Annotated in this window: 17 protein-coding genes; 8 read left to right on the forward strand and 9 right to left on the reverse strand. The window is 47.1% G+C overall.

Going from position 1 to position 21,579, the window contains the following annotated elements; all coding sequences use genetic code 11:
• Positions 1 to 10: 10 nt before the first annotated feature.
• Positions 11 to 3,160, forward strand: a complete 3,150-nt coding sequence (locus ACMXYP_RS17040) for an efflux RND transporter permease subunit (protein WP_415882828.1) — start codon at positions 11 to 13, stop codon at positions 3,158 to 3,160.
• Between the two features lie 164 nt (positions 3,161 to 3,324).
• Complete coding sequence (gshA, locus tag ACMXYP_RS17045; RefSeq protein WP_415882829.1) at positions 3,325 to 4,890, forward strand: glutamate--cysteine ligase; 1,566 nt, start codon at positions 3,325 to 3,327, stop codon at positions 4,888 to 4,890.
• 75 nt (positions 4,891 to 4,965) lie between these two features.
• Here the strand turns inward: gshA and ACMXYP_RS17050 are convergent, their stop codons facing one another.
• Positions 4,966 to 5,370: a flagellar basal body-associated FliL family protein gene (locus ACMXYP_RS17050; protein ID WP_415882830.1), complete on the reverse strand. Its 405-nt coding sequence runs from the start codon at positions 5,368 to 5,370 to the stop codon at positions 4,966 to 4,968.
• Between the two features lie 266 nt (positions 5,371 to 5,636).
• Here ACMXYP_RS17050 and rsd point away from each other — a divergent pair, with 266 nt between their 5' ends.
• Positions 5,637 to 6,107 (forward strand): sigma D regulator, encoded by a 471-nt coding sequence (gene rsd, locus ACMXYP_RS17055; RefSeq protein ID WP_415882831.1) that lies wholly within the window; start codon positions 5,637 to 5,639, stop codon positions 6,105 to 6,107.
• A 6-nt stretch (positions 6,108 to 6,113) separates the two neighbouring features.
• Positions 6,114 to 7,091, forward strand: coding sequence for a WD40 repeat domain-containing protein (locus ACMXYP_RS17060; RefSeq protein ID WP_415882832.1), 978 nt, complete (start codon positions 6,114 to 6,116; stop codon positions 7,089 to 7,091).
• 118 nt (positions 7,092 to 7,209) lie between these two features.
• Here the strand turns inward: ACMXYP_RS17060 and ACMXYP_RS17065 are convergent, their stop codons facing one another.
• Positions 7,210 to 7,926: an FKBP-type peptidyl-prolyl cis-trans isomerase gene (locus ACMXYP_RS17065; RefSeq protein ID WP_415882833.1), complete on the reverse strand. Its 717-nt coding sequence runs from the start codon at positions 7,924 to 7,926 to the stop codon at positions 7,210 to 7,212.
• Between the two features lie 137 nt (positions 7,927 to 8,063).
• Positions 8,064 to 8,588 (reverse strand): TIGR02444 family protein, encoded by a 525-nt coding sequence (locus ACMXYP_RS17070; RefSeq protein WP_415882834.1) that lies wholly within the window; start codon positions 8,586 to 8,588, stop codon positions 8,064 to 8,066.
• Between ACMXYP_RS17070 and ACMXYP_RS17075 the strand changes: the two genes are divergently transcribed.
• On the forward strand, positions 8,587 to 10,521 hold the full coding sequence (locus tag ACMXYP_RS17075) for an ATP-binding cassette domain-containing protein (protein ID WP_415882835.1): 1,935 nt from the start codon (positions 8,587 to 8,589) through the stop codon (positions 10,519 to 10,521). The genes ACMXYP_RS17070 and ACMXYP_RS17075 overlap by 2 nt on opposite strands.
• A 339-nt stretch (positions 10,522 to 10,860) precedes the next feature.
• Here the strand turns inward: ACMXYP_RS17075 and ACMXYP_RS17080 are convergent, their stop codons facing one another.
• Positions 10,861 to 12,168, reverse strand: coding sequence for an HDOD domain-containing protein (locus ACMXYP_RS17080; RefSeq protein ID WP_415882836.1), 1,308 nt, complete (start codon positions 12,166 to 12,168; stop codon positions 10,861 to 10,863).
• Positions 12,169 to 12,285: 117 nt separating this feature from the next.
• Between ACMXYP_RS17080 and ggt the strand changes: the two genes are divergently transcribed.
• On the forward strand, positions 12,286 to 14,040 hold the full coding sequence (gene ggt, locus ACMXYP_RS17085) for a gamma-glutamyltransferase (RefSeq protein WP_415882837.1): 1,755 nt from the start codon (positions 12,286 to 12,288) through the stop codon (positions 14,038 to 14,040).
• Between the two features lie 29 nt (positions 14,041 to 14,069).
• On the opposite strand, the gene ACMXYP_RS17090 is transcribed toward ggt, so the two are convergent.
• The 3 genes from ACMXYP_RS17090 to gmk form a co-directional block, all read right to left on the reverse strand.
• Positions 14,070 to 16,202, reverse strand: a complete 2,133-nt coding sequence (locus tag ACMXYP_RS17090) for a RelA/SpoT family protein (RefSeq protein WP_415882838.1) — start codon at positions 16,200 to 16,202, stop codon at positions 14,070 to 14,072.
• Positions 16,203 to 16,371: 169 nt separating this feature from the next.
• Positions 16,372 to 16,584 carry a DNA-directed RNA polymerase subunit omega gene (gene rpoZ, locus ACMXYP_RS17095; protein ID WP_415882839.1) on the reverse strand — a complete coding sequence of 71 codons (213 nt, stop codon included), beginning with the start codon at positions 16,582 to 16,584 and terminating at the stop codon, positions 16,372 to 16,374.
• 60 nt (positions 16,585 to 16,644) lie between these two features.
• Positions 16,645 to 17,265, reverse strand: coding sequence for a guanylate kinase (gene gmk, locus ACMXYP_RS17100; protein ID WP_415884691.1), 621 nt, complete (start codon positions 17,263 to 17,265; stop codon positions 16,645 to 16,647).
• Positions 17,266 to 17,459: 194 nt separating this feature from the next.
• On the opposite strand from gmk, the gene ACMXYP_RS17105 reads away from it, so the two are divergent.
• Positions 17,460 to 18,842, forward strand: coding sequence for a peptidoglycan DD-metalloendopeptidase family protein (locus tag ACMXYP_RS17105; RefSeq protein ID WP_415882840.1), 1,383 nt, complete (start codon positions 17,460 to 17,462; stop codon positions 18,840 to 18,842).
• Between the two features lie 60 nt (positions 18,843 to 18,902).
• Here ACMXYP_RS17105 and ACMXYP_RS17110 read toward each other — a convergent pair whose 3' ends face one another.
• Positions 18,903 to 19,766: a YicC/YloC family endoribonuclease gene (locus tag ACMXYP_RS17110; RefSeq protein WP_415882841.1), complete on the reverse strand. Its 864-nt coding sequence runs from the start codon at positions 19,764 to 19,766 to the stop codon at positions 18,903 to 18,905.
• A 101-nt stretch (positions 19,767 to 19,867) separates the two neighbouring features.
• Between ACMXYP_RS17110 and rph the strand changes: the two genes are divergently transcribed.
• Positions 19,868 to 20,638, forward strand: coding sequence for a ribonuclease PH (gene rph, locus ACMXYP_RS17115; RefSeq protein ID WP_415882842.1), 771 nt, complete (start codon positions 19,868 to 19,870; stop codon positions 20,636 to 20,638).
• Positions 20,639 to 20,695: 57 nt separating this feature from the next.
• Here rph and ACMXYP_RS17120 read toward each other — a convergent pair whose 3' ends face one another.
• Positions 20,696 to 21,466 carry an exodeoxyribonuclease III gene (locus tag ACMXYP_RS17120; protein ID WP_415882843.1) on the reverse strand — a complete coding sequence of 257 codons (771 nt, stop codon included), beginning with the start codon at positions 21,464 to 21,466 and terminating at the stop codon, positions 20,696 to 20,698.
• Between the last annotated feature and the right edge of the window lie 113 nt (positions 21,467 to 21,579).

Raw genomic sequence — 21,579 nt, forward strand, 5'->3', positions numbered from 1 at the left:
TAAGTTGCCCATGCTAGGAGCAATTATTCAACAAGGCCGCCTACTAGCCGTTCTGGTATTGATGGTCTGTTTATTGGGCGTGGTAGCCAGCCTGAAGATGCCGGTGCAAATGATCCCTGATCTAGATGCGCAGGTTATTGAGATAGAGACCCGTTGGTCAGGAGCAACGCCACGAGATATTGAACAAGAGATCTTGTTAGAGCAAGAACGTCATCTGCGCACTCTGCCGAATCTAGCCTTTATGGAGTCGATCGCTTCGACTGGGAAAGCCGAGATCATTCTAGAGTTCCCCCCAAAAACCAACCTTGATCAGGCGATGATCAAGGTCACCAACGCACTTAATCAAGTGGCGGGCTACCCTGATAATGTCGACCAGCCGAGTGTAAGAATCAGCTCCTTCTCTGCCAATCCCTTCCTCTATTTTTCGGTGGTACCTGAAGCTGGCAATCCATTTAACCTCGATATGGACATGACCAGCGATTTTATTGATCGTCAGGTACGTCCAGTGATGGAAAGGGTTCCAGGGGTATCTCAAGTTTCTATGCGCGGAAAAACCGAGCGTCAGATCCAGATCCATATTGAACCGGACCAACTTGCCCAACGCGGGCTAAGCATGGCGGATGTTAAAAGTGCGATCCAAACCCGTAATAGAGATATTTCTGCTGGCGATATTGAAGAGGGTAAACGCCGCTATTTACTGCGTACTCAAGGTCGCTTCAATGACTTAGAGGAACTGAGCAACCTCATTATTCGCCACGAGAATGGCGTTAGCACCTATCTGAAAGATGTTGCCGACATCAAACTCGATCATTATGAAACTAACGGCGTTGCTTATGTAGCCGGTGAGCGAGCGATCACTTTAGGGGTTCGCAGAGAACCCAGTGCCAACGTTATTCAAATCAAACAAGACATGCTGCAAGCAGTCGAAGAACTGCACCGCGATGTTCTTAAACCCAACGGCATGCGTATAGAGCTGATCGGAGATGATGTTCGCTATGTAGAAGCCTCTATCAAAAGCGTGGTGCTAAACCTTTGCTTAGGTGCGTTACTGGCGAGCCTTGTTCTATACGTATTTATGCGCTCTGGCCGCGCAACGCTCTTCTGCTTGCTTGGACTCCCTGTTTGTACCATCGCTGCGTTTATCGGCTTAATGATGTTTGGCCGCAGTATCAATGTGATCTCCTTAGCCGGGATTACCTTTGCGATCGGTATGACTCTTGATAACAGTATCGTAGTGCTCGAAAGCATCGAGCAGAAACTACGCCAAGGCATGGATCGGATTGAATCAGCCATTGCTGGAGTAAAAGAGGTGTGGACTGCCGTCATCGCCTCCAGTGCCACGACCGTTCTAGTGTTTACGCCGATCTTTTTCGTCGAGCAGGAAGCTGGGCAACTTTATTCTGATATCGCAATTACCGTCTCCGCTTCAATTTTAGCTTCTATGCTGTTTGCACTGTTTGTCGTGCCTTCTGCCTGCGCTTTCTTTGGTTTATCGACTAAATCGGACGATAAGCAATATCAGCAGGGCAAAATCATGCAGTTGATCACTTGGCTAAATGACGGTTTCAAACGCCGGATAACGGTCATCGCGCTGAGCACCTTCGCAACCTTAGGGTTAGCTATTGCGTTTATGCCAGCAGCGGAATACCTACCCGAAGGTGAAGAGCCAAAATCATTTTCGATGATGTTTGCCCCTGCCGGTTACAGCTACAAAGAGATGTCCCTGATTGGCGCAGAGGTGAAAGAAAAAGTCGATCTAGCCGTGCAGCAGCAACCGGAAGACTACATACCCGAACAAGGGATGATTCCGGCGTTACGTTATTACCTGCTCTATATCGGCTCAGGTTCCGTATGGTTGCTGAGTGAGCCTAAAGACTATGACCATCAAGAGCCGATGATGAAAGAGATCACCCAGTTCTTTACCAGCTATCCGGGTATGCGCGCCTTTTCATCGCGGGGTTCAATTATCTCTAGTAACCAAGGCGGTACCCGTACTGTAGTGCTTAATGTTTCTGGTGCTGATCAACAAGCCCTCTTCACCACAGCGCAAAATGTGATGACTCGCGCAAAAGAGATGTTTGATAACCCACGTTTGGATTCAGAACCCAAATCCCTCTCTTTAGATCAACCTCTGATACAGATCTTGCCGAAGTGGCAAAGACTGGCTGAATTAGGGATCAAAGCGGAAGATTTCGGTATCGCAGTGGCCGCATTCAGTGATGGCGCTTATGTCGGTGAATTTATCGATGGCGATAAGAAAGTCGATATGCTGCTCTACAGCCAATTAAACACAGCAAAAAGCATTGAGCTACTCAGCCAAACGCCGATTTCTGTTCCGGGTGGCGGTGTTCTGCCTCTATCGGCACTAGCCGAGATTAAAGAGACCGTCGCAAGTGAAGATATTCGTCGTATCGAAGGTCGTCGCACTGTATCTGTTTACATACTGCCACCACCAACCGTGGCACTAGAAACGGCGGTCGAGAAAGTACGTACCGAATTAATCCCGTTGATGAAATCTGAGGGCGAAATTCTACCTAAAGTCAGCATCAGTATTTCCGGTGCTGCTGACCAACTGGATGCAACTCAAACCGCGTTATTTAATAACTTTATCGTCGCAGCATTACTGATCTACCTACTTCTAGTCGTAATTTTGTCCCACTGGAGTTATCCAAGCCTCATTCTCACCACTGTGCCTTTAGGTATCGCAGGTGGCGTTGTCGGTTTAGTCGCAGCTAATATGCTCGGTGAATTGTTACAACAAACAGGCTTACCGAGTTTCTACCAAGCTTTTGATATGATCACTATGCTGGGCTTTGTTATCTTACTCGGGACCGTAGTGAACAACCCAATCCTGATCGTCTGCCAAGCACGGGATAACCTACACTTAGGCAAAACCTCTATCGTAGATGCGGTAAACCAAGCCGTTGCCAAGCGACTCAAACCGATTCTGATGTCCACAGTCACAACAGTATTCGGATTGGCGCCATTGGTCTTTATTCCGGGCGCAGGCACCGAGCTTTATCGAGGTGTCGGTATTGTGGTTATGATGGGAATCCTGTTCTCTGTGATCATCACCCTTGGCTTCTTACCCTGCCTACTCATCTGCTGGTTCCAACTACAACAACGTTTTGGCAAGCAGAAAACAGAAGAAGCCGCATAATCAGAGGGGCCAATCACGGCCCTTTATCTGATAAATTAGCGCGTCAGATTGAATTAATTGAGGCAGTTTAGGTCGAAAGCGCAAACTAACTGTTTCGTTGCAGCAATTTAATATTCCCTCAATTATAATGTTGCCCCTCAACGAGTGACTTAAAGGATCGACTTTTGTCTTCAGCACTAGAACAAAAGCTAGATTGGCTTAACCAAGCAGGCTATTCTGGGCTGCTAACCCAGCTACAACACGGTATAGAGAAGGAAGGCTTACGTGTTGATGATCAACGCAGATTAGCTCAAACCTCTCATCCGCAAGCTCTAGGTTCAGCGCTCACTCACGCTCATATCACCACTGATTATTCGGAAGCGTTACTGGAATTTATTACGCCCGTTTTCGAAAAGTCCTCTGATGCCCTGAATTTCCTTGCAGATCTTCATCGCTATACCTATCAGAAACTCGATAAAGAGCAGATCTGGCCAGCCAGCATGCCATGCTTGTTGCCGCCAGAGAAAGAGATTCCTATCGCTCGTTACGGCTCATCAAACGTCGGCCAGATGAAATACATCTACCGCGTAGGTTTAGAGCATCGCTACGGTAAAGTGATGCAGACCATTGCCGGCATTCATTACAATTTCTCTCTCCCTGAAGCATTCTGGCCGCTTTACCATAGTTTTTCAGGCAGTGAACTATCACTACAAGATTTCCGATCCGCTGCGTATTTCGGCCTGATCAGAAATTTCCGTCGTTATTCTTGGCTACTAATCTATCTCTTTGGTGCATCTCCGGCTTTATGTAGCTCGTTCCTAAAGGGTAAGAAGCACAACCTAGAAGAGATGGGCAAAGGTACGTTGTATCTGCCTTATGCGACTTCATTGCGTATGAGCGACCTTGGCTACTCCAACAAAGCTCAAGCTAGCCTAAATATCTGCTTTAACCATCTAGATACTTACGCCAAATCTCTAGAGAGTGCGATTCGTACACCGTACCAACAGTACGAAGAGATCGGTGTCAAAGTAGACGGTGAATATCGACAGCTAAACACCAATGTTTTGCAGATTGAAAACGAATACTACAGCGATATTCGTCCTAAGCGCGTCACAGAATCCGGTGAAAAACCGATTCATGCGTTGATGTCTAAGGGCGTGGAATATATCGAAGTACGTAATACCGATATCAATCCATTCCTACCTTTGGGTATCGATCAGACCCAAGCTGATTTCTTAGACCTGTTCTTAGTCACCTGCTTGCTGATGGACGATAGCGAAATTAGCAATGCTGAGTGTGAGCAGATTCAAGATAACCACCAGCAGGTGGTCACTCGCGGCCGTGAACCAGGTTTGACACTAATCAACAACGATCAGACGGTTACCTTGAAGGATTGGGGCATCGAGCTTCTCGCAGAAATAGAGAAAACGGCAGCTCTGTTTGATCAAGCACACAATAGCAGTCAATTTAGCGAAGCAATTAAAGCCCAAAAAGCTAAGTTGCTAGATCCTGAACTAACGCCATCAGCGCAAGTACTTAAAGAGATGCAGGATCAGAATTTCGACCACGGTGACTTTGTGATGCAACAAGCACAGCGCCATAAAGAAACTCTGCTATCCGAAGCACCTTCATCAGAGATGGCAGCGATGTTGGAAGAACTCAGCCAAAGCTCCCTTGTGGAACAACAGCAAATTGAAGCGGCGGAGCAGCCAGACTTTGATGTCTACTTAGCGGACTATATGGCGAACTAATTAACCGCCCTATATTGCACCCATAAAAAAAGCAGGACACCGAAGTGGCCTGCTTTTTTTGTTTTCGGATAGTGGCTACTGCACTACGAAACTAGTAAAGAACAGGTCAGATACGAAACCTTCACCCTCTTCTTCTACTAAGATGTTTTGTACTTTCTTCAGTGCTTTCTTCGCTAGCTCTTGCTGTAGCTCAACTGTACCAACCGTGTCATCAGTCTGAGCACTTAGCAGAAACACAATATCATTACGGATATGCGCCATATGGTGGTTTACCGCATGGTGCGCCGCTTCGCTTGATACCTGAATCGTCACTTCGCATTTCAGGAAGCGCGTTTTACCTACACCACCAAAATTGGTTACAAACGCTTTTAATTCGATGTAATTAACATAGTCATCGGCGGTCTTCTGTTCGTCACCTTCTGCCCAAGTCAGTTGTACAGAGAAAGCCAAAAAAATAAATAAAACCAGTCGCTTAAGCATTGTTCGCCTCAGTCATTCGTCTTCAATAGCAGCAGTATAGCGCGCTATTTCCGGCCCCAACAGGGGCTGATGGACAAAAAATTAACTGTGTTTGACCCTGTTCTATATCAAAGCGGTCGAAAAAACTATTTTTTACTATAGGGACGGTTGCACCCTGAATCGGCTTAGGAATATGATGAGCGAAAGGGTACTACAAAATAGAAATGGTAAATCACCTTTCAATTGAATTTACCAACCCTGTCTACATGGTAGGAAAGGAGCGCAAGATGTTAGAGAAATGCAAAAATGCTAAAGAGCGCTGGGGCGGTGTAAGCGAGATCATCGATTCTTGGCTTGAAGAACGTCAGATGCTGATCAGCCAATTTGTCCATCTGCCTGAACATCACATCAACGAAGAGCTAAACCAAAAAGTACAAGGGTTTTGTCAAACGTTGATGGATTACCTGTCATCAGGTCATTTTGAAGTCTATGAGCAACTTCTATTGGAAGGCAGCGATTTTGATGACGGAAGCTTAGAAGAGGGTCAATCCCTACTTCCTAAAATCCAAGTCAGCACCGATATTGCGCTAGATTTTAACGACGACTTTAACAATCTTCTTGATCCTACAGTGCAGCAGATCCGTGAATTTTCCGAGCGTTTATCTAAACTTGGAGAAGCACTGGAAGAACGTTTCGAACTCGAAGATAAAATGATTGCCGTGCTTCATACCTCCCACAGAGAAGCGGTAGAAGGATAAAAATTAATGCGCTATGGGTTTTACAAACTGCTACTGGCTGGCAGTATCCTCGGATTAACTGGCTGCGGTGGCGGTGATGACCCAAGTTTGTGGAAGGAATATGCACTTACCGGCGCATATTCCGCTGCCTTATCCGAAAATGGCTCCCATAGCGTTATAGGTTCTTTCAACCATGGAGGGAGCCTTTGGCAGAGCAGCAATCACGAGCGCCTGTTTAATTGGAATCATAAACAGGGTGATTTCTCCATTATCGCAGCCACTGCTTTCTCTCCTGAAGGAACCTATGCTGCAACGGCCAATCAGCAAGACCTTGTCCTATGGGATGTCAAAACCGGCAAACCTGAATGGTTCTGGAGCTCACCTGCTGAAATCATGCAGATGGACCTATCCCCGAATGGTGATTTTGCACTGCTTGGCCTAGCCGATCACACGGCTGTGTATTTTGATGTCAAAAACGGCGGCGTCCAACGCACCCTACGTCATAATGCACGCGTTCGCAGTGTTGATCTCAGTGATGATGGCACCCTTGCGCTAACAGGTTCTGATGCCTACAAAGCGAAACTATGGAGCATGCAGACCGGTGAAATGCTACGCGAGCTAGAGTTTGGTAATGTCGTTGATACTGTCGCTCTCTCGCCAAATACTCAGTATGCCTTCAGTGCCGGCAGCTTAGATAAAGCCGTAATTTGGGATGTGAATAGCGGTAAAGAGCTACACGTTCTGAGCAACATAAAAGATCTACTGCAAAAACGCGTAAGCTATCTGAGCGCACGTTTTTCTCAAGATAACTCTAAGCTATTAACCGGCACAGCAGCTGGCTTAGTACAACTGTGGGATGTTAAAACTGGGGCAGAACTTCGCACATGGCGAATTCATAAACGCGACCCATACGGTCCGGTACATGCCGGTGTATATGCTGTAGCATTTGGTCAAGGTAAATATTATGCCATTGGCTCTAACGGCATTATGAATGAGCTGAAATAAGCATAATAAGCCTATTTCAGGACGGGACTATTCCCACAAAAATCCAACAAAAAATCTAACAAAAAGGCCGATGCTTCACAGCATCGGCCTTTTTAATTCACATCACGCTAAGAAGTGATTACTTCTTCTCAGCTTCAGCAGCTTCTTCCGCACCTGGGTTAATTTCCAGAAGCTCTACTTCAAAAATCAGAGTTTCGTTTGGACCAATTGCATTGCCCATACCACCTGGACCGTACGCTAGATCGGCAGGGATAACCAAACGCGCTTTACCGCCTTCTTTGATCATCTGTAGACCTTCAGTCCAACCTGGAATTACACCGTTCAACGGGAACGATACAGGTTCGTTACGAGAGAACGAGCTATCAAACTCTTCACCGTTAATAAGCGTACCACGGTAGTGTACTTTTACTGTGTCTGCAGCTGTTGGAGACTTACCTTTACCAGCTGTTAGCTCTTCGTACTGAAGGCCAGATTCAGTTGTTGTAACGCCTTTCTTCTTACCATTTTCAGCTAGGTATTTCTTACCTGCCTCAAGGTTGTCAGAACTTAATTGATCGTGTTTTTTCTTCTGCTCTTCCATCTGTTTCTTCTGGAAAGCAGTCATCACTTCGCGTACCTGATCAGGTGACAGCTTTGGCTCTTTATCGCCATAAGTTGTTTTAGCAGCTTCAAGGAACGCATCAAAATCAACATTAGGGATCGTCTTAAGCTGTTCACCAACCATCAGACCAACACTGTAGCTAACTTTCTGCTCTTCAGTTTTTAGTTCCACTGCAGAAACCATTGGAGATACCATCGCGGCACCTAGAGCAACCGCCAGCAAAGTTTGTTTCATGCTAAATATCCTTGTTTGTAATTCTTTGGAATCAGCGCGCCTTTTGCGGCAGCTATCCTATCAATTGAGATAAACCTACAATTTACAACAGGCCTTATTAGTCCCTGATTAAACAGCAAAGTTCAGCGGGGCACCACCTATTCCTTATGATTCGTGCTTAAGTAGGTGTTAGCCGCCTGTAACAGGGGATTCAATGCGCCTAATATCTCTTTATCTATAGGCACTTTTTTAGATTTCAAATAGCTATGCAGGTTTTCTTCAATTATTTCTGAAGATGGTCGTGTTTGCTTTGCCTTTTGGCCCTGTTGATAGAGCAAAGCGAGCTCGATCTGCTCACAAGCCAATTCAGCCTGACGCAGCTTCTGATAACAAGCATCATATTCCGATTCTTGCTGCTTACGTTCGCGCACTTTATAACGAACACCACGCAGTGGATGGGTCATCTCCTGCTGCCAGTGATCCGCCTCATCACAAGTAATCGTGTCGAGCACATAGCCTTGTATCCCGCCCCAGCAGGCGAAGATCAGTCGGTTAATGCTCAACCCAAACTCGTTCTGTAACTCTAAACAGCTCTGCTCTATGCCCGGCTGTTGATAAAAGTTGAGCGCAAAGTCCCAAAGGTCATTTTTCAATTGCATCTCTATGTTAAAATCCGCCGCCATGATTCAATTTCAGCAAGTTAGCTTACAACGCGGCCACAACATATTGCTAGAACAAGCCGATCTGACCCTACATTCGGGGTGGAAAGTCGGTTTAGTTGGTGCAAATGGTGCGGGTAAATCCTCTCTGTTTAAATTGCTACTCGGAGAGCTTCACTGTGATAACGGAGACCTCGAGCTACCGGGGGGACTGCGTATCTCTCATATGGCGCAGGAGGTTCCGACCTCTGATCGCTCAGCACTCGACTACGTCTTAGACGGTGATTACAAGCTCCGCTCTATCCAGCAAGAGCTTGCGAAAGCAGAAGCCGATCATGATATGAATCGCTTAGGCGAGCTGCATGCCGAGCTAGATAACCACAACGGTTATAGCGCTGAGTCTCGTGCAGCCCAGCTTCTCGCCGGTTTAGGCTTTAGCCATAACGATATCACCCGTTCAGTCAAAGAGTTCTCAGGCGGCTGGAGAATCCGTCTTAACCTAGCTCAAGCATTGATGTGCCCATCTGACCTGTTACTTCTGGATGAGCCAACCAACCACTTGGATCTAGATGCAACGATCTGGTTGGAACAGTGGCTGCGCCAATACCCGGGCATGTTGATTCTGATCTCCCATGACCGTGATTTCCTCGATAACGTGGTTAGCCATATCACTCATATCGAGCACAACAAGCTGAATCTATACAAAGGCGGTTACTCAGCCTTTGAAATTCAGCGGGCGGATCGTCTAGCACAGCAACAATCTGCGTTCGAGAAACAGCAGCAGCGTATTGGTGAAATTGAAAATTTTGTCCGTCGTTTCCGTGCTAAAGCCACAAAGGCAAAACAAGCGCAAAGCCGTATAAAAGAGCTTGAGCGCATGGAGAAAATTGCGCCTGCGCACATTGATAGTCCGTTTAGCTTTAAGTTTTGCTCTGCAGATAAAATGTCGTCGCCACTGCTGACTTTGTACGATGCACAGTGCGGTTATGATGACAGCGTTATTCTAGATAAAACCTCTTTGACCCTGACACCGGGTGCGCGTATCGGCCTTCTCGGCCCGAACGGTGCTGGTAAGTCGACCCTAGTGAAATCCTTAGTAGGCGATTTGGAACTCTGCAATGGCGAACGCCACGAAAGTGACAACTTGCAGATAGGCTATTTTGCCCAGCATCAGCTTGAAGCACTCGATATGGCGGCATCACCGCTGTTACATATCAAGCGCATCAGCCCGAAAGCCTCTGAGCAAGAGATCCGTGATTTCCTTGGTTCCTTCGGTTTTATCGGTGATCGAGCTCTAGAGCCTGTGGATAACTTCTCCGGAGGTGAGAAAGCCCGCGTTGCGCTGTCTATGATCGCTTGGCAGAAACCAAATCTGCTTTTGATGGACGAACCGACAAACCACTTGGATCTGGAAGTACGTCACGCATTGACTCTTGCACTGCAATCGTTCGAAGGCGTATTGATTCTAGTCTCCCATGACCGTCACCTGCTGCGTAATACCGTAGATGAGTTCCTTCTGGTTGCGAATGGCAAAGTTGAAGAGTTTAAAGGTGATCTAGATGACTACCAGAGCTGGTTGTTAGAACAGAAGCGTCTCGAACAAAAATCCGAAGCTGAAGCCTTTGCCCCTGCAGCGACAGAAGAGAAAAAGACTCTCTCAGCAGCCGAGCGTAAGGAACAGAAACGTTTAGCGGCCGAACGTCGTAACCAGCTACGTCCACTGAAAAAGCAGTTGGAAAAGCTAGAAAAAGCGATGGAAAAGCAGCACGAACAGCTAGATGAGATCGAAACAGCCCTAAGTGATAGTTCTATCTACGAAGAGCAAAACAAGGACAAGCTGAAAACCTTGCTGCAGCAACAAGCGGAGTTGAAGCAGCAAGCAGAGCAAACCGAAGAAGAGTGGATGGAGCAACAAGAAGCTCTGGAAGCCCTTGAGGAAGAACTGGGCGAGCTTTAGGTTTGTAGCTCTAATCTGACAGTTACACTAGAAAAACGGGTGACTGTCAGATTAGATCGAGACTAATTGGATATTAGGGACTTGCGGATAAGTCTCATACTTTCTCAGTGGGCTATAAAACGACCAGATACGCGAAAGGTAGCGCAGTGAAATGTCTAGACCTTTTCAAGCTGACTGACAAAGTAGATGGTCGTTTTAGATCCCACCCTACGGGGCTGTCAGAGCAACCGAATCACTTTGTTAATGATTTTCGACAGGCAACCAGCATTCCTGTAATCATTGCCTCGTGCTTCAATTGCTCTGTAAGCCTGAGTCGTATAGGACTTGCCCGCAAGTCCCTCAGTCACCGAGTAACGCTGTTAACTCTTTAATATCTTCGTCATTACGCATTAGACGGCGCAACATTTTCGCTACATCAGGCTCTTTTAAGCCAAGCTCTGCATACATCTCTTCAGGTACTTCTTCCAAAGGACCGTCACTCAAACCCTGCTGACGTAGCAGACGGTTTGCCATATAGAGCACTTTGACATAGTTACTATGTTCGCCGGCATAATCAGGTTCATTCTGATGACGAATCGCTGTCGTTACCTCAGCAGGCAATTCCCAGCTAGATAGCAACCAGCTACCAATCTGTTCGCGGGTAACACTCAACACCTGTTGCTCTACCGAATCTAAAGCAAAGTGTGGGTTTGCCTCGATATAACGGGACAACAAAGTGAAGTGTGGTGGGAACAGGTGTGCCAGTACTAGGTAACCAAAGTTATGTAGCAAAGAAGACAGGTAGATCAAACCCGGTTTTGGCTGATCTTCATTTTCTGGCATGGCACGGCATAGCTGCTCAGCAAACGCAGCGTTGTAAACCGACTGTAACCAGTAAGGCGTCGCACCACGTGGGCCATCTTCAGGCACACGAAGCATTTCACCCATCGCCGTACCTAGCGCCATATTGATCACGAGGTCAAAACCAAGGACACGGATAACTGCATCATCAATCGAGCTTACTTTACCCGGCGCTGCATAATACGGAGATGCAGCCCAGCTCATCACTTGAGCAGAAAGGCTAGGATCGATCCGCACGACCGGTACGAGCTCACTCACACCTGCTTCTGGATCAGAGCGAAGCTCGATAATTTTTTTAATCGTTGGAGATAGAGAAGGCAGACCTAAAGTATCTTCAAGGCGTTGCTTGATTCGCAACTCAGTAAAGCGCTCAACCGCCTGAGTGATAACAACGCGGTCATCACCTTTCGGCTGCACAGCTTCGATCTGCTCTGTGGTAAGCGCTAAGTTACAGCTACTCGCTTTCTCGATCTGTTTAGCACTCACCCCAAAACACAGCTCAGCGTGCGGCTCGATGAGTTCGACTCGATCGTGCTGCAAAATTTCAGGAGAAACCAAAAGCTTGAGAGATAAAAGTTTTTTCTGTCCTTCAGGATGTCTTAAGGCATCTTGGCTAAAATAGCGTTTCGCATCTTCGCCACGAACAGGCTGTAGCTGTCGACCTGTCTCTTTCCAGACAGAAACTAAATTGAGTAATGACGCCGCAGGAAGCAGAGCCAGTACCTTACCTTCAGCATCATGCAATAACACCAAGCGAAACTGCGGTAATTCGCCACTGTTTTCCAGAACTCGTACGCCGACTGACAATTTACTCTCTCCAAACCTAGTCTTGGTTTAATCTAAAGGGTAGATTATTAGCAACAATTAGGGAAAGCAAAGTTCTTGGTCAAAAATTCACGATTTAAATCAGTTTAAATGAGAAAAATGTCGATAATTCTCCAAATTAGCCAAGCATTGCTGATCATCTTCTCACTTCTCGGTCTTTCCGCTCACGCAGTGGAAGAGGATCTTGCTCCCGAATCATCCACAGGGCTCTACCAAAGCGAAGCGATCGCCACCCAACAATCCTTAGTCGTAACCGCACACCCTCTTGCTACTCAGGCAGGCCTAAGCATTCTGCAACAAGGCGGTACAGCCGCAGATGCTGCCGTAGCCATTCAAGCCATGCTGACCTTAGTTGAGCCACAATCCTCTGGTATTGGTGGCGGCGCGTTTATGCTCTATTGGGATCAGGAGCAACAAACGCTGAAAGCTTATGATGGCCGCGAGACTGCACCGGCGAAAGCAGACTACCGATTGTTCCAGAAAAATAAAAAGCCGATGCCATGGATAGAAGCCATGGTCGGCGGACGCTCTGTTGGCACACCCGGTGTTTTAAAAATGCTGGAAATGGCGCAGGAAAAGCACGGTAAACTGGCTTGGCAAGATCTGTTTGACGATGCTATTCAACAATCTAGAGAAGGCTTTCCGATAGGCCCACGCTTACACAAGTTGATCGCCAGCGGTATCAACCCGGGGCTTAACCGCTATAAAGAAGCGAGAGACTATTTTTATAACCCTGATGGCTCCCCTCTGCCGGTCGGTTTTATCAGAGCTAACCCCGAATTAGCCGACAGTTTGCAGTTAATTGCTGATAACGGCACCCAAGCGTTTTATCTAGGCCCTATTGCAACCGCAATCGCGGATAAGGTGCAGTCCGTTAAGGACAATCCGGGTTTACTCGATAAAAGTGACCTAGCTAGCTACCAAGCTAAAGAACGCGCTCCGATCTGCCTACCCTATAAAGAGTATCGAGTCTGCGGTTTCCCACCGCCAACATCTGGCGGTGTCACTGTACTGCAGATACTAAAACTGCTTGAGCAACATGATCTAGCAACCTTTGCCCCAGAGAGCTTGGAGTTTAACCATCTCTTCACCCAAGCATCCCGTCTCGCTTTTGCGGATCGTGGCCGTTATCTAGCTGATAGTGATTTTGTCGATGTGCCTGTAAAAGGCTTACTCGATCCTAACTACCTAAATGAGCGCTCCAAACTAATCTCGCTAGATAAAGACTTAGGCCAAGCCATGGCAGGCAAACCTCCACATGCGATGGCTAACTTAGTTGATGCGCAATCCCCAGAACGCCCCTCCACTACTCACTTTGTGGTGGTCGACCGTTGGGGAAATGCGGTGTCGATGACCAGTAGTATCGAGATGGCGTTTGGTTCAACGCTGATGGCAGGTGGTTTTCTGCTGAACAATCAGCTAACGGACTTCTCCTTTAAAGGTATTAGCAAAGGACAGATCGTTGCCAACCGCGTTCAGCCGGGTAAACGTCCACGCAGTTCGATGTCGCCGTTTATGGTATTCGACACAGATGGAAATTTGCATGCAGCCATTGGTTCTCCTGGCGGGAGCCGAATCATCAACTATGTAGCGCAAAGCCTGCTGCTGATGTTCAATTCAGACCTCAGTATGCAGGAGATCGTCAATCAGCCGCATATAAGCAACCGCAATGGATTAACCGAGCTTGAGGCTGGCACACCTATAGATCAGTTGCAGCAGCCGTTAGAGGCGATGGGGCATCAGATTAAGGTAAGAGATCTGAATAGTGGCCTACACGGACTCCGCCGTCTGCCATCAAACAAATGGGAAAGTGCAGTAGATAATCGAAGGGAAGGTTTAGCACTAGGGGAATAACTAGTGCTAACTTTTTACGTAAAACGACATTAGTCGCGGGTAATACGGTTCACACTCTTCAAACGACGCAGTTTTTTCATCACGCGAGCCAAATGGATACGGTCAGTCACTGTCACTTCCATATGGACATTCGCTAGCTGACCTTCGTGCTCACTAATATCAATCGCAACAACATCCGCACCTATGCTCGAAGTGGTCGTAGCAAGCTCAGCAATAATGCCGCGATGGGACTCAACCTGGACGGTCAGATTAACGCTGAACTCTTCGTCCAAGTTGTCTGACCATTCCAGATAGATACATTTCTCTGGATCATCACGCAGGTAGCCTATATTACGGCAATCGGTCTGATGGATAACTAAACCGCGGCCAGTACTGATATGACCAATAATCGAGTCACCCGGGATAGGTAAACAGCATTTCGCATATTGCAGCACCATACCTTCGGTACCTTTAATCGACATCGGTTTCTGACGACGATTAGATTCGTCATCATCGGCTGCCTGTAGATCCTCTTCAGGACGCAACCTACGCGCAACCACATAAGCCATACGATTGCCCAAGCCGATATCTTCTAGCAAGTCTTCCATGCTGCCCAATTCCGCTTCTTGTAGCAGCTCGCGCAATTTAAACGGATCGATATCGTTTAAGGTCGCACCATAATTGGCGAGGAACTGATTTAACAAGCGCTGACCAAGCTCCACAGACTCGTGACGCTGTTGATTCTTCAAGTAGTGGCGAATCGCTGTACGCGCTTTACCTGTGACAACAAAGTTGAGCCATGCCATATTTGGCTGAGCGCTTGGGGTAGTAATAATTTCAACGGTTTGGCCGTTTTCTAACGGCTGAGATAACGGCGCCAATCGGCGGTTAATACGGCAAGATACACAAGAGTTACCCACATCGGTATGGACGGCATAGGCAAAGTCTACCGCTGTCGCACCACTTGGTAGCTCCATAATCTTACCCAGCGGCGTAAAGACGTAAACCTCGTCTGGGAACAGATCGGTCTTAACGCTGTCGATAAACTCCATCGAGTTACCAGCACGCTGATGCATCTCTAATAGGCCCTGCACCCACTTACGGGCACGCTTATAGCTACCTAATGCGCTATCAGAAGCGTCTAACTCTTCTTCGTTCTTGTAGTGGCTATGTTCAGCAATACCCTGATTAGCCACTGCATCCATCTCATGGGTACGAATCTGTACCTCGATTGTTATGTCCCTAGCACCGAACAGATCAGTGTGTAATGACTGATAGCCGTTGGCTTTAGGGATCGCGATATAATCTTTAAAACGGTCGTGCACCGGTTTATACAAGTTATGCACAGCACCAAGTGTACGGTAACAATCATCAACCGAGTCGGTCACGATACGGAAAGCAAATACGTCCATAATCTCAGAAAAGGACTTACGCTGCGCCTTCATCTTGGAGTAGATGCTGTAAAGGTGCTTTTCACGACCAGTAACGGTGCCGCTCAACCCCTCTTTCTGGAGGCGTTTTTCGATCGTTTCCTGAATCGAGCTAATCACGTCTTTACGCTGACCACGTGCTTGAACCACTGCTCGACGGATATGCTTAGCACGCATTGGGTAATGCGCTTGAAATGCTAGATCTTCCAACTCCACCTGAACATCACGCATACCTAATCGCGCGGCAATCGGTGCGTAGATATCCAGCGTTTCACGAGCGATACGTCGCTGCTTGTGACCCGGCATCGCACCCAAGGTACGCATATTATGAAGACGGTCCGCCAGTTTCACCAAAATCACGCGGATATCTTCCGCCATCGCCAACACCATCTTCTGGAAGTTGCTGGCTTGAGCTTCTGCTTTGGTTTCAAACTCTAGGTGTGTCAGTTTAGATACACCGTCAACGATGTCGGCAACGGCTTTACCAAACTGGGATTCAATCCCTTCGTAGGCGATCTCGGTATCTTCGATAACATCGTGCAACATGGCTGCCATCAGGCTCTGATGGTCCATACGCAATTCTGCAAGAATATTTGCAGCGGCAAGGGGGTGAGTTACATAAGGTTCACCACTTTTACGCTTCTGGCCATCGTGGGCCTGTTCGGCATAAAAATAGGAACGACGCACCTGCTGAATCTGTTCTAGATCCAGGTAATCATTCAAGCGTTGAGAAAGTGCGTCAATGGTCGGCATTGCCCCTCCAGTGCTACAAACAAATAAATGCACATTACATCTGATGATGCCGCATTCATTCTGCTAGGAAAAGACCTAAACAAGGAATTACTAACGAATTTACCAACAAGTATAAACACAAACGCCCCGCATGATAGCGAGGCGTCTGATAAAGCAGTGTGCTTAGGGCTTAGTCTTGCTCGACTTCGTCCAGAACAGTACGGTCAGTGTGACCTTCTGCAATTTCACGTAGAGCAACAACGGTTGGCTTGTCGTTTTCCCACTCTACTTTTGCTTCTTTACCGCCAGTAGCAAGCTGACGTGCGCGCTTAGCAGCAACCATAACCAACTGAAAACGGTTATCTACGTTTTCTAGGCAATCTTCAACGGTAACTCGTGCCATGGGGGTAACCTCAGAATTCGGTACATTAAAAAGACCGCGCAGTTTACCTGCATAATCGGCCTATGACAATAGAGAACTCAACAGATCACGGCAACGCTCTTGTTGTTGAGCGATCTGCATACGCTGTGATAAGAATACGCCATGTAGTTCACGCAGTGCCTGATCAAAATCATCGTTAATCACAAGGTAATCGTACTCACCGTAATGGCTCATTTCGCTCGCCGCTTCAGACATACGTAGGTTGATCACCTCGTCACTGTCCTGACCACGGTTAGTCAAACGCTCTTGGAGCGCTTCACGGGACGGCGGAAGAATGAAAATAGACAGGCATTCAGGCATCAAACGACGAATCTGCTGAGCCCCCTGCCAATCGATCTCTAGAATCACATCTTTACCCTGCTCTAGCTGATCCTCAACCCAACGTTGGGAGGTGCCATATTTATTGGTAAATACTTCAGCAAACTCTAGAAAATCAGAGGCTTCAATCATCTGATTGAACTCATCCATAGACACGAAATTGTAGTCCACACCGTTTGTTTCGCCCGGACGCATATCCCGCGTGGTGTGGGATACTGATACGACAATATCATTATCCTGTTTTAGCATCGCCTTAACGAGACTGGTTTTACCCGCTCCCGAAGGAGCCGAAACAACATATAACGTGCCTTTAGCCATGTGAATTCTCATACTCAAATTGAAGCAGCAAACCGTCTTGCTGCAGGGCTATTATAAGATCTTTCCCCTTTTTCACCATGAAAACAGACTAAATAAGCCATTTAAAACTACGAATCCTGAGGAAATACGGGCCTTTCAGCGATAAATACTATATGATCGAAAGTACTTATGACTCAAACTTTGTACGACGGTTTACTTTGATGCGCTGGATTTCAGCCTCAGCAGGTTTTGTAACAGCTTTACCTAAGCGCCACCAGCGCGCTCTCATAGCCTTAGCAGCAATGCTTCTAGTGGCGGCTTTTCTACCCTCTGGCGATCGCCCTCATTCGTCCACACCTTTATCTCTAGAGCACCTTGTGGACACCGATGCGCCGATCTTTGAGCAACCGAAATTTAGCATTCGCCAGCTAAAAGCCCCTTGGACTTTTGACAGCGTTCCAGCCGCTGAGACCCTGCTAGTACCAGATACAGGCACTAATGGTTACCAATACATCGTTCGTAAAGGCGATACCTTAGGTAAAATATTTGAGCGCTTACACCTGCCTCAAAAAACCATGTATCAGCTACTCGAAACTGACGTAAACGTTCTAGCATTAGATAACCTAATGCCGGGGCACACTTTAGTTTTTGAAAAGCAAAATCAAAAACTACAGCGTTTAGAACTGCAATTTAGCCTTGCGCACAAAGTTGTGTATACGCGAAAAGCAGACAGTTTTGAGTTTGAAGAAATTCGTATCGAAGGTGATTGGCAAGAGAAGCTAATCCAAGGCGAGATCCTCTATAGTTTTACTGGCTCGGGCAAAAAAGCGGGTCTAACTCAGGCTGAGGCGCAATCGATTACTCAAGTGCTCAAACAACGCGTGGACTTCCGTCGCGATATCCAGCGTGGTGATAAGTTTGAAGTCCTCGTTTCTCGCCAATATGTTGATGGCGAAGCAACCGGCAACACTAAAGTTGAGGCAATCCGAATCAAGAACCGCCACAATATCAGCGCTTTCCTGTTTGAAGATAACTACTACGACGAGAAAGGCCGTAATCTAGAGAAAGCCTTCCAGCGCTATCCGTTTAACGGTAAATACCGTCTATCTTCACACTTTAATCCACGCCGTAAACACCCTGTAACCGGGCTGATTCGCCCACACAACGGCACCGACTTCGCCATGCGCATCGGCACACCAGTAGTATCAACCGGTGATGGTGTCGTAACCCGTGTGGTTCGCCATAAATACGCGGGGCTCTATATCGAGATCAAACACGGTCAGAGCTACAAAACCCGTTACCTACACTTGCATAGATCTTATGTAGTTAAAGGCCAACGCGTGAAACGCGGCCAAAAGATCGCCCTGTCCGGCAACTCAGGCCGCTCAACCGGCGCTCACCTACACTTCGAACTACATAAAAATGGCCGCCCGGTGAACGCAATGAAAGCCAAAATCCCAATTGCGGTATCACTCACAGGTAAGAAGAAAAACGCGTTCGAACGCCAGCTTAAAGACTATATTGCTCGCTTAGATCAACCTAAGAATGAGCAGCAACTGGCTTTGAGTAATAAAGGCGAGAAAAGCGTACAAAGTACGCTTTAAGGTAATACTTGAAGATACCCTACTCGAATCCGAGTAGGGATCTGATGATTCTAGATTGAATCACTCAATATTCTGGATCTGCTCACGCATCTGTTCGATTAGAACTTTCAACTCAACCGCGCACTGGGTTGTGCTCGCAACAATCGATTTAGAAGATAGGGTATTCGCTTCGCGGTTTAGCTCCTGCATTAGGAAGTCTAAACGGCGGCCGATTGGGCCTTTTTGTTTTAGGACACGGCGTACTTCTTGTACGTGGGTATCTAGGCGATCCATCTCTTCATCGACGTCGGCTTTTTGTGCCAAAAGCGCGATCTCTTGTTCGACTCGGCCTTCATCTAGTTCTACTTTTAGTTCTGCTAAACGCTGATGTAGATTATCGCGCTGGTTTTGCAGAATTTGCGGCATTTTTTCGCGAACTTCCTTCACGATTTCGCTGATGGCATTTAGGCGCTGATTAATCAGTGTCGCGAGTTCAACACCTTCGCGGCCGCGGCCTTCGATCAGGTCTTTAAGTGCTGTACCGAAAAGATCTTTCGCGGATTTTTTGACTAGGTCCATATCTAGTTTGGTGTCTTGCAGTACGCCAGGCCAGCGCAGGAGCTCTAGTGGATCAAGCGCTTGATGCTCTTTCAGCATGCCTTGGATCTGTTCGGCTGCTTGTACGACTTCTTGTGCGTAGGCAGGGTTCACCACCAGCTGCTGTACTTTGGCTTCTGGATTAAAGCGCAGAGTACATTCAACTTTACCGCGGCTTAGGTTTTTACGTAGCTGTTCACGTAGAAAACCTTCTAGCTCTTTTAGGTTTTCCGGTAAACGCAGGTGAGGTTCCAGATAACGATGGTTAACGGAACGGATCTCCCAACTTAGAGATCCCCATTCGTGCTCGGCTTCCTGTCGAGCAAAAGCTGTCATGCTACGTGTCATATTGTTCATTCTCGATTAAAATGCATCATTAATTCGCATTGTAACAGCCTAGCTCGGCAGTGCCACGCTATGGCAGACCAGAATATTGATAAAGGACAGGCATGAGTTCATCTATTTCAGAACAGCTGCAAACTCTTGGTATTAAGAAGCACCGCCCAAGCGGACGTGAAAATGATCAGATGCGTGAAGTTAAGATCACTCGTAACTTTACTATGCACGCTGAAGGCTCCGTTTTAGTTGAGTTTGGTAATACAAAGGTGCTTTGTACTGCAACTGTAGAACGCGGTGTACCTCGTTTTTTGCGCGGTTCTGGCCAAGGCTGGATTACTGCTGAGTACGGCATGCTGCCTCGATCGACGACGTCTCGTAACGGTCGTGAAGCGGCTAAAGGAAAACAAGGCGGTCGTACGGTAGAGATCCAACGTCTAATCGGTCGTTCTCTACGTGCTGCGCTTAACCTTAAAAAACTAGGCGAAAACACAATCACCCTAGACTGCGACGTTCTACAAGCGGATGGCGGTACACGTACAGCGTCTATTACGGGTGCATATGTTGCGCTTCAAGATGCAATTAACGTACTTAAGCAAGATAAGAACGGCGCGATGAAAGGCGACCCTATGGTGCAGAAAATCGCCGCAGTGTCTGTAGGTATCTATGAAGGTGAGCCTGTTCTAGATTTGGATTACGCTGAAGACAGTAAAGCTGAAACCGATATGAACGTGATCATGACTGGCGACGGTGGCTTTATCGAAGTTCAAGGTACTGCCGAAGGCGCACCTTATACTCAGGATGAGCTGAACGCGATGTTGGATCTAGCACGCAAAGGTATCTCTGAGCTGATCGATCTGCAGCAAAAAGCTTTGGCTGAATAAACCTTCAGCCCATTAAAAAAGGAGCCTATTGGCTCCTTTTTTGTTTTCTAAATCGTCTTAATCAAAATCGTAATCGATGATGATTGGCGCGTGTTCACTGAACATCTGATCACGGTAGATCTGCGCATTTTTAACCGTCTTACGCAGGCTTGCTGAGGTAATCTGGTAATCCAAGCGCGCACCTTCGTTCAGCTTGCGGGCGCGGTTGTAATCAGGCCACCAGCTGAATTGACGTTCCGCTTTATTGATCTGACGGAAAGCGTCGATATAGCCCATCTCATCAAAGATCTCAGCCATCCACTCACGCTCTTGCGGCAGGAAGCCAGAAACCGTCTGGTTAGCGTACCAGTTACTCAGATCGACTGGCTTGTGGGCAATGTTGGTCGTACCGCAGAAGATAAATTCTCTACGCTTACGCAGGGTTTTATTTAGGTGACCGATAAAGTCGACCATAAAGTCTTCTTTCTGCTTTTGAGCCTCTTCACCTTTCAAACCAGAAGGGAGGCAGAATGAGCCCACACTGACATCATCAAAGTCCGCTTGGATAAAACGGCCGTGCTGATCACACAGTTCGAAACCCAAACCGGTCATGATCGCTTTAGGAATGGTACGGCTGTATATAGCTACGCCACTGTAACCATCTTCCCAAGCATCGAAGAAGTATGAATGATAACCTTCGGGGTGGTAGCGTTCGTCATCAAGTTGATATTCTTTCGCCCGCAGATCCTGCAAGCAAACAACATCAGCATCTTGACGGACCATCCAGTCAAAAAAACCGTTTTCAGTAGCTTGTTCAATACCTTGAGCATTGAATGTGATGACGCGCATAGAAGGTGTTCCTGTCCGTTATCAGACTTATCTATTATTTTTAGCGATTGCTCGAATTGTATAGGGAAGTTAAGCAAATTGAAATTTTTTGAGTGTTCGTTGAACAATGGAGA

This window comes from Neptuniibacter sp. QD34_54, assembly GCF_047778055.1.
Classification (GTDB): Bacteria; Pseudomonadota; Gammaproteobacteria; order Pseudomonadales; family Balneatricaceae; genus Neptuniibacter.

Coding starts and splice junctions, on each gene's coding strand:
- rph (WP_415882842.1), top strand. CDS start 19,868: ATGAGTTCATCTATTTCAGAACAGCTGCAAACTCTTGGTATTAAGAAG.
- ACMXYP_RS17075 (WP_415882835.1), top strand. CDS start 8,587: ATGATTCAATTTCAGCAAGTTAGCTTACAACGCGGCCACAACATATTG.
- ACMXYP_RS17105 (WP_415882840.1), top strand. CDS start 17,460: ATGCGCTGGATTTCAGCCTCAGCAGGTTTTGTAACAGCTTTACCTAAG.
- rsd (WP_415882831.1), top strand. CDS start 5,637: ATGTTAGAGAAATGCAAAAATGCTAAAGAGCGCTGGGGCGGTGTAAGC.
- ACMXYP_RS17065 (WP_415882833.1), bottom strand. CDS start 7,926: ATGAAACAAACTTTGCTGGCGGTTGCTCTAGGTGCCGCGATGGTATCT.
- rpoZ (WP_415882839.1), bottom strand. CDS start 16,584: ATGGCACGAGTTACCGTTGAAGATTGCCTAGAAAACGTAGATAACCGT.
- ggt (WP_415882837.1), top strand. CDS start 12,286: ATGTCGATAATTCTCCAAATTAGCCAAGCATTGCTGATCATCTTCTCA.
- ACMXYP_RS17040 (WP_415882828.1), top strand. CDS start 11: ATGCTAGGAGCAATTATTCAACAAGGCCGCCTACTAGCCGTTCTGGTA.
- ACMXYP_RS17110 (WP_415882841.1), bottom strand. CDS start 19,766: ATGACACGTAGCATGACAGCTTTTGCTCGACAGGAAGCCGAGCACGAA.
- ACMXYP_RS17050 (WP_415882830.1), bottom strand. CDS start 5,370: ATGCTTAAGCGACTGGTTTTATTTATTTTTTTGGCTTTCTCTGTACAA.
- ACMXYP_RS17120 (WP_415882843.1), bottom strand. CDS start 21,466: ATGCGCGTCATCACATTCAATGCTCAAGGTATTGAACAAGCTACTGAA.
- ACMXYP_RS17090 (WP_415882838.1), bottom strand. CDS start 16,202: ATGCCGACCATTGACGCACTTTCTCAACGCTTGAATGATTACCTGGAT.
- ACMXYP_RS17060 (WP_415882832.1), top strand. CDS start 6,114: ATGCGCTATGGGTTTTACAAACTGCTACTGGCTGGCAGTATCCTCGGA.
- ACMXYP_RS17070 (WP_415882834.1), bottom strand. CDS start 8,588: ATGGCGGCGGATTTTAACATAGAGATGCAATTGAAAAATGACCTTTGG.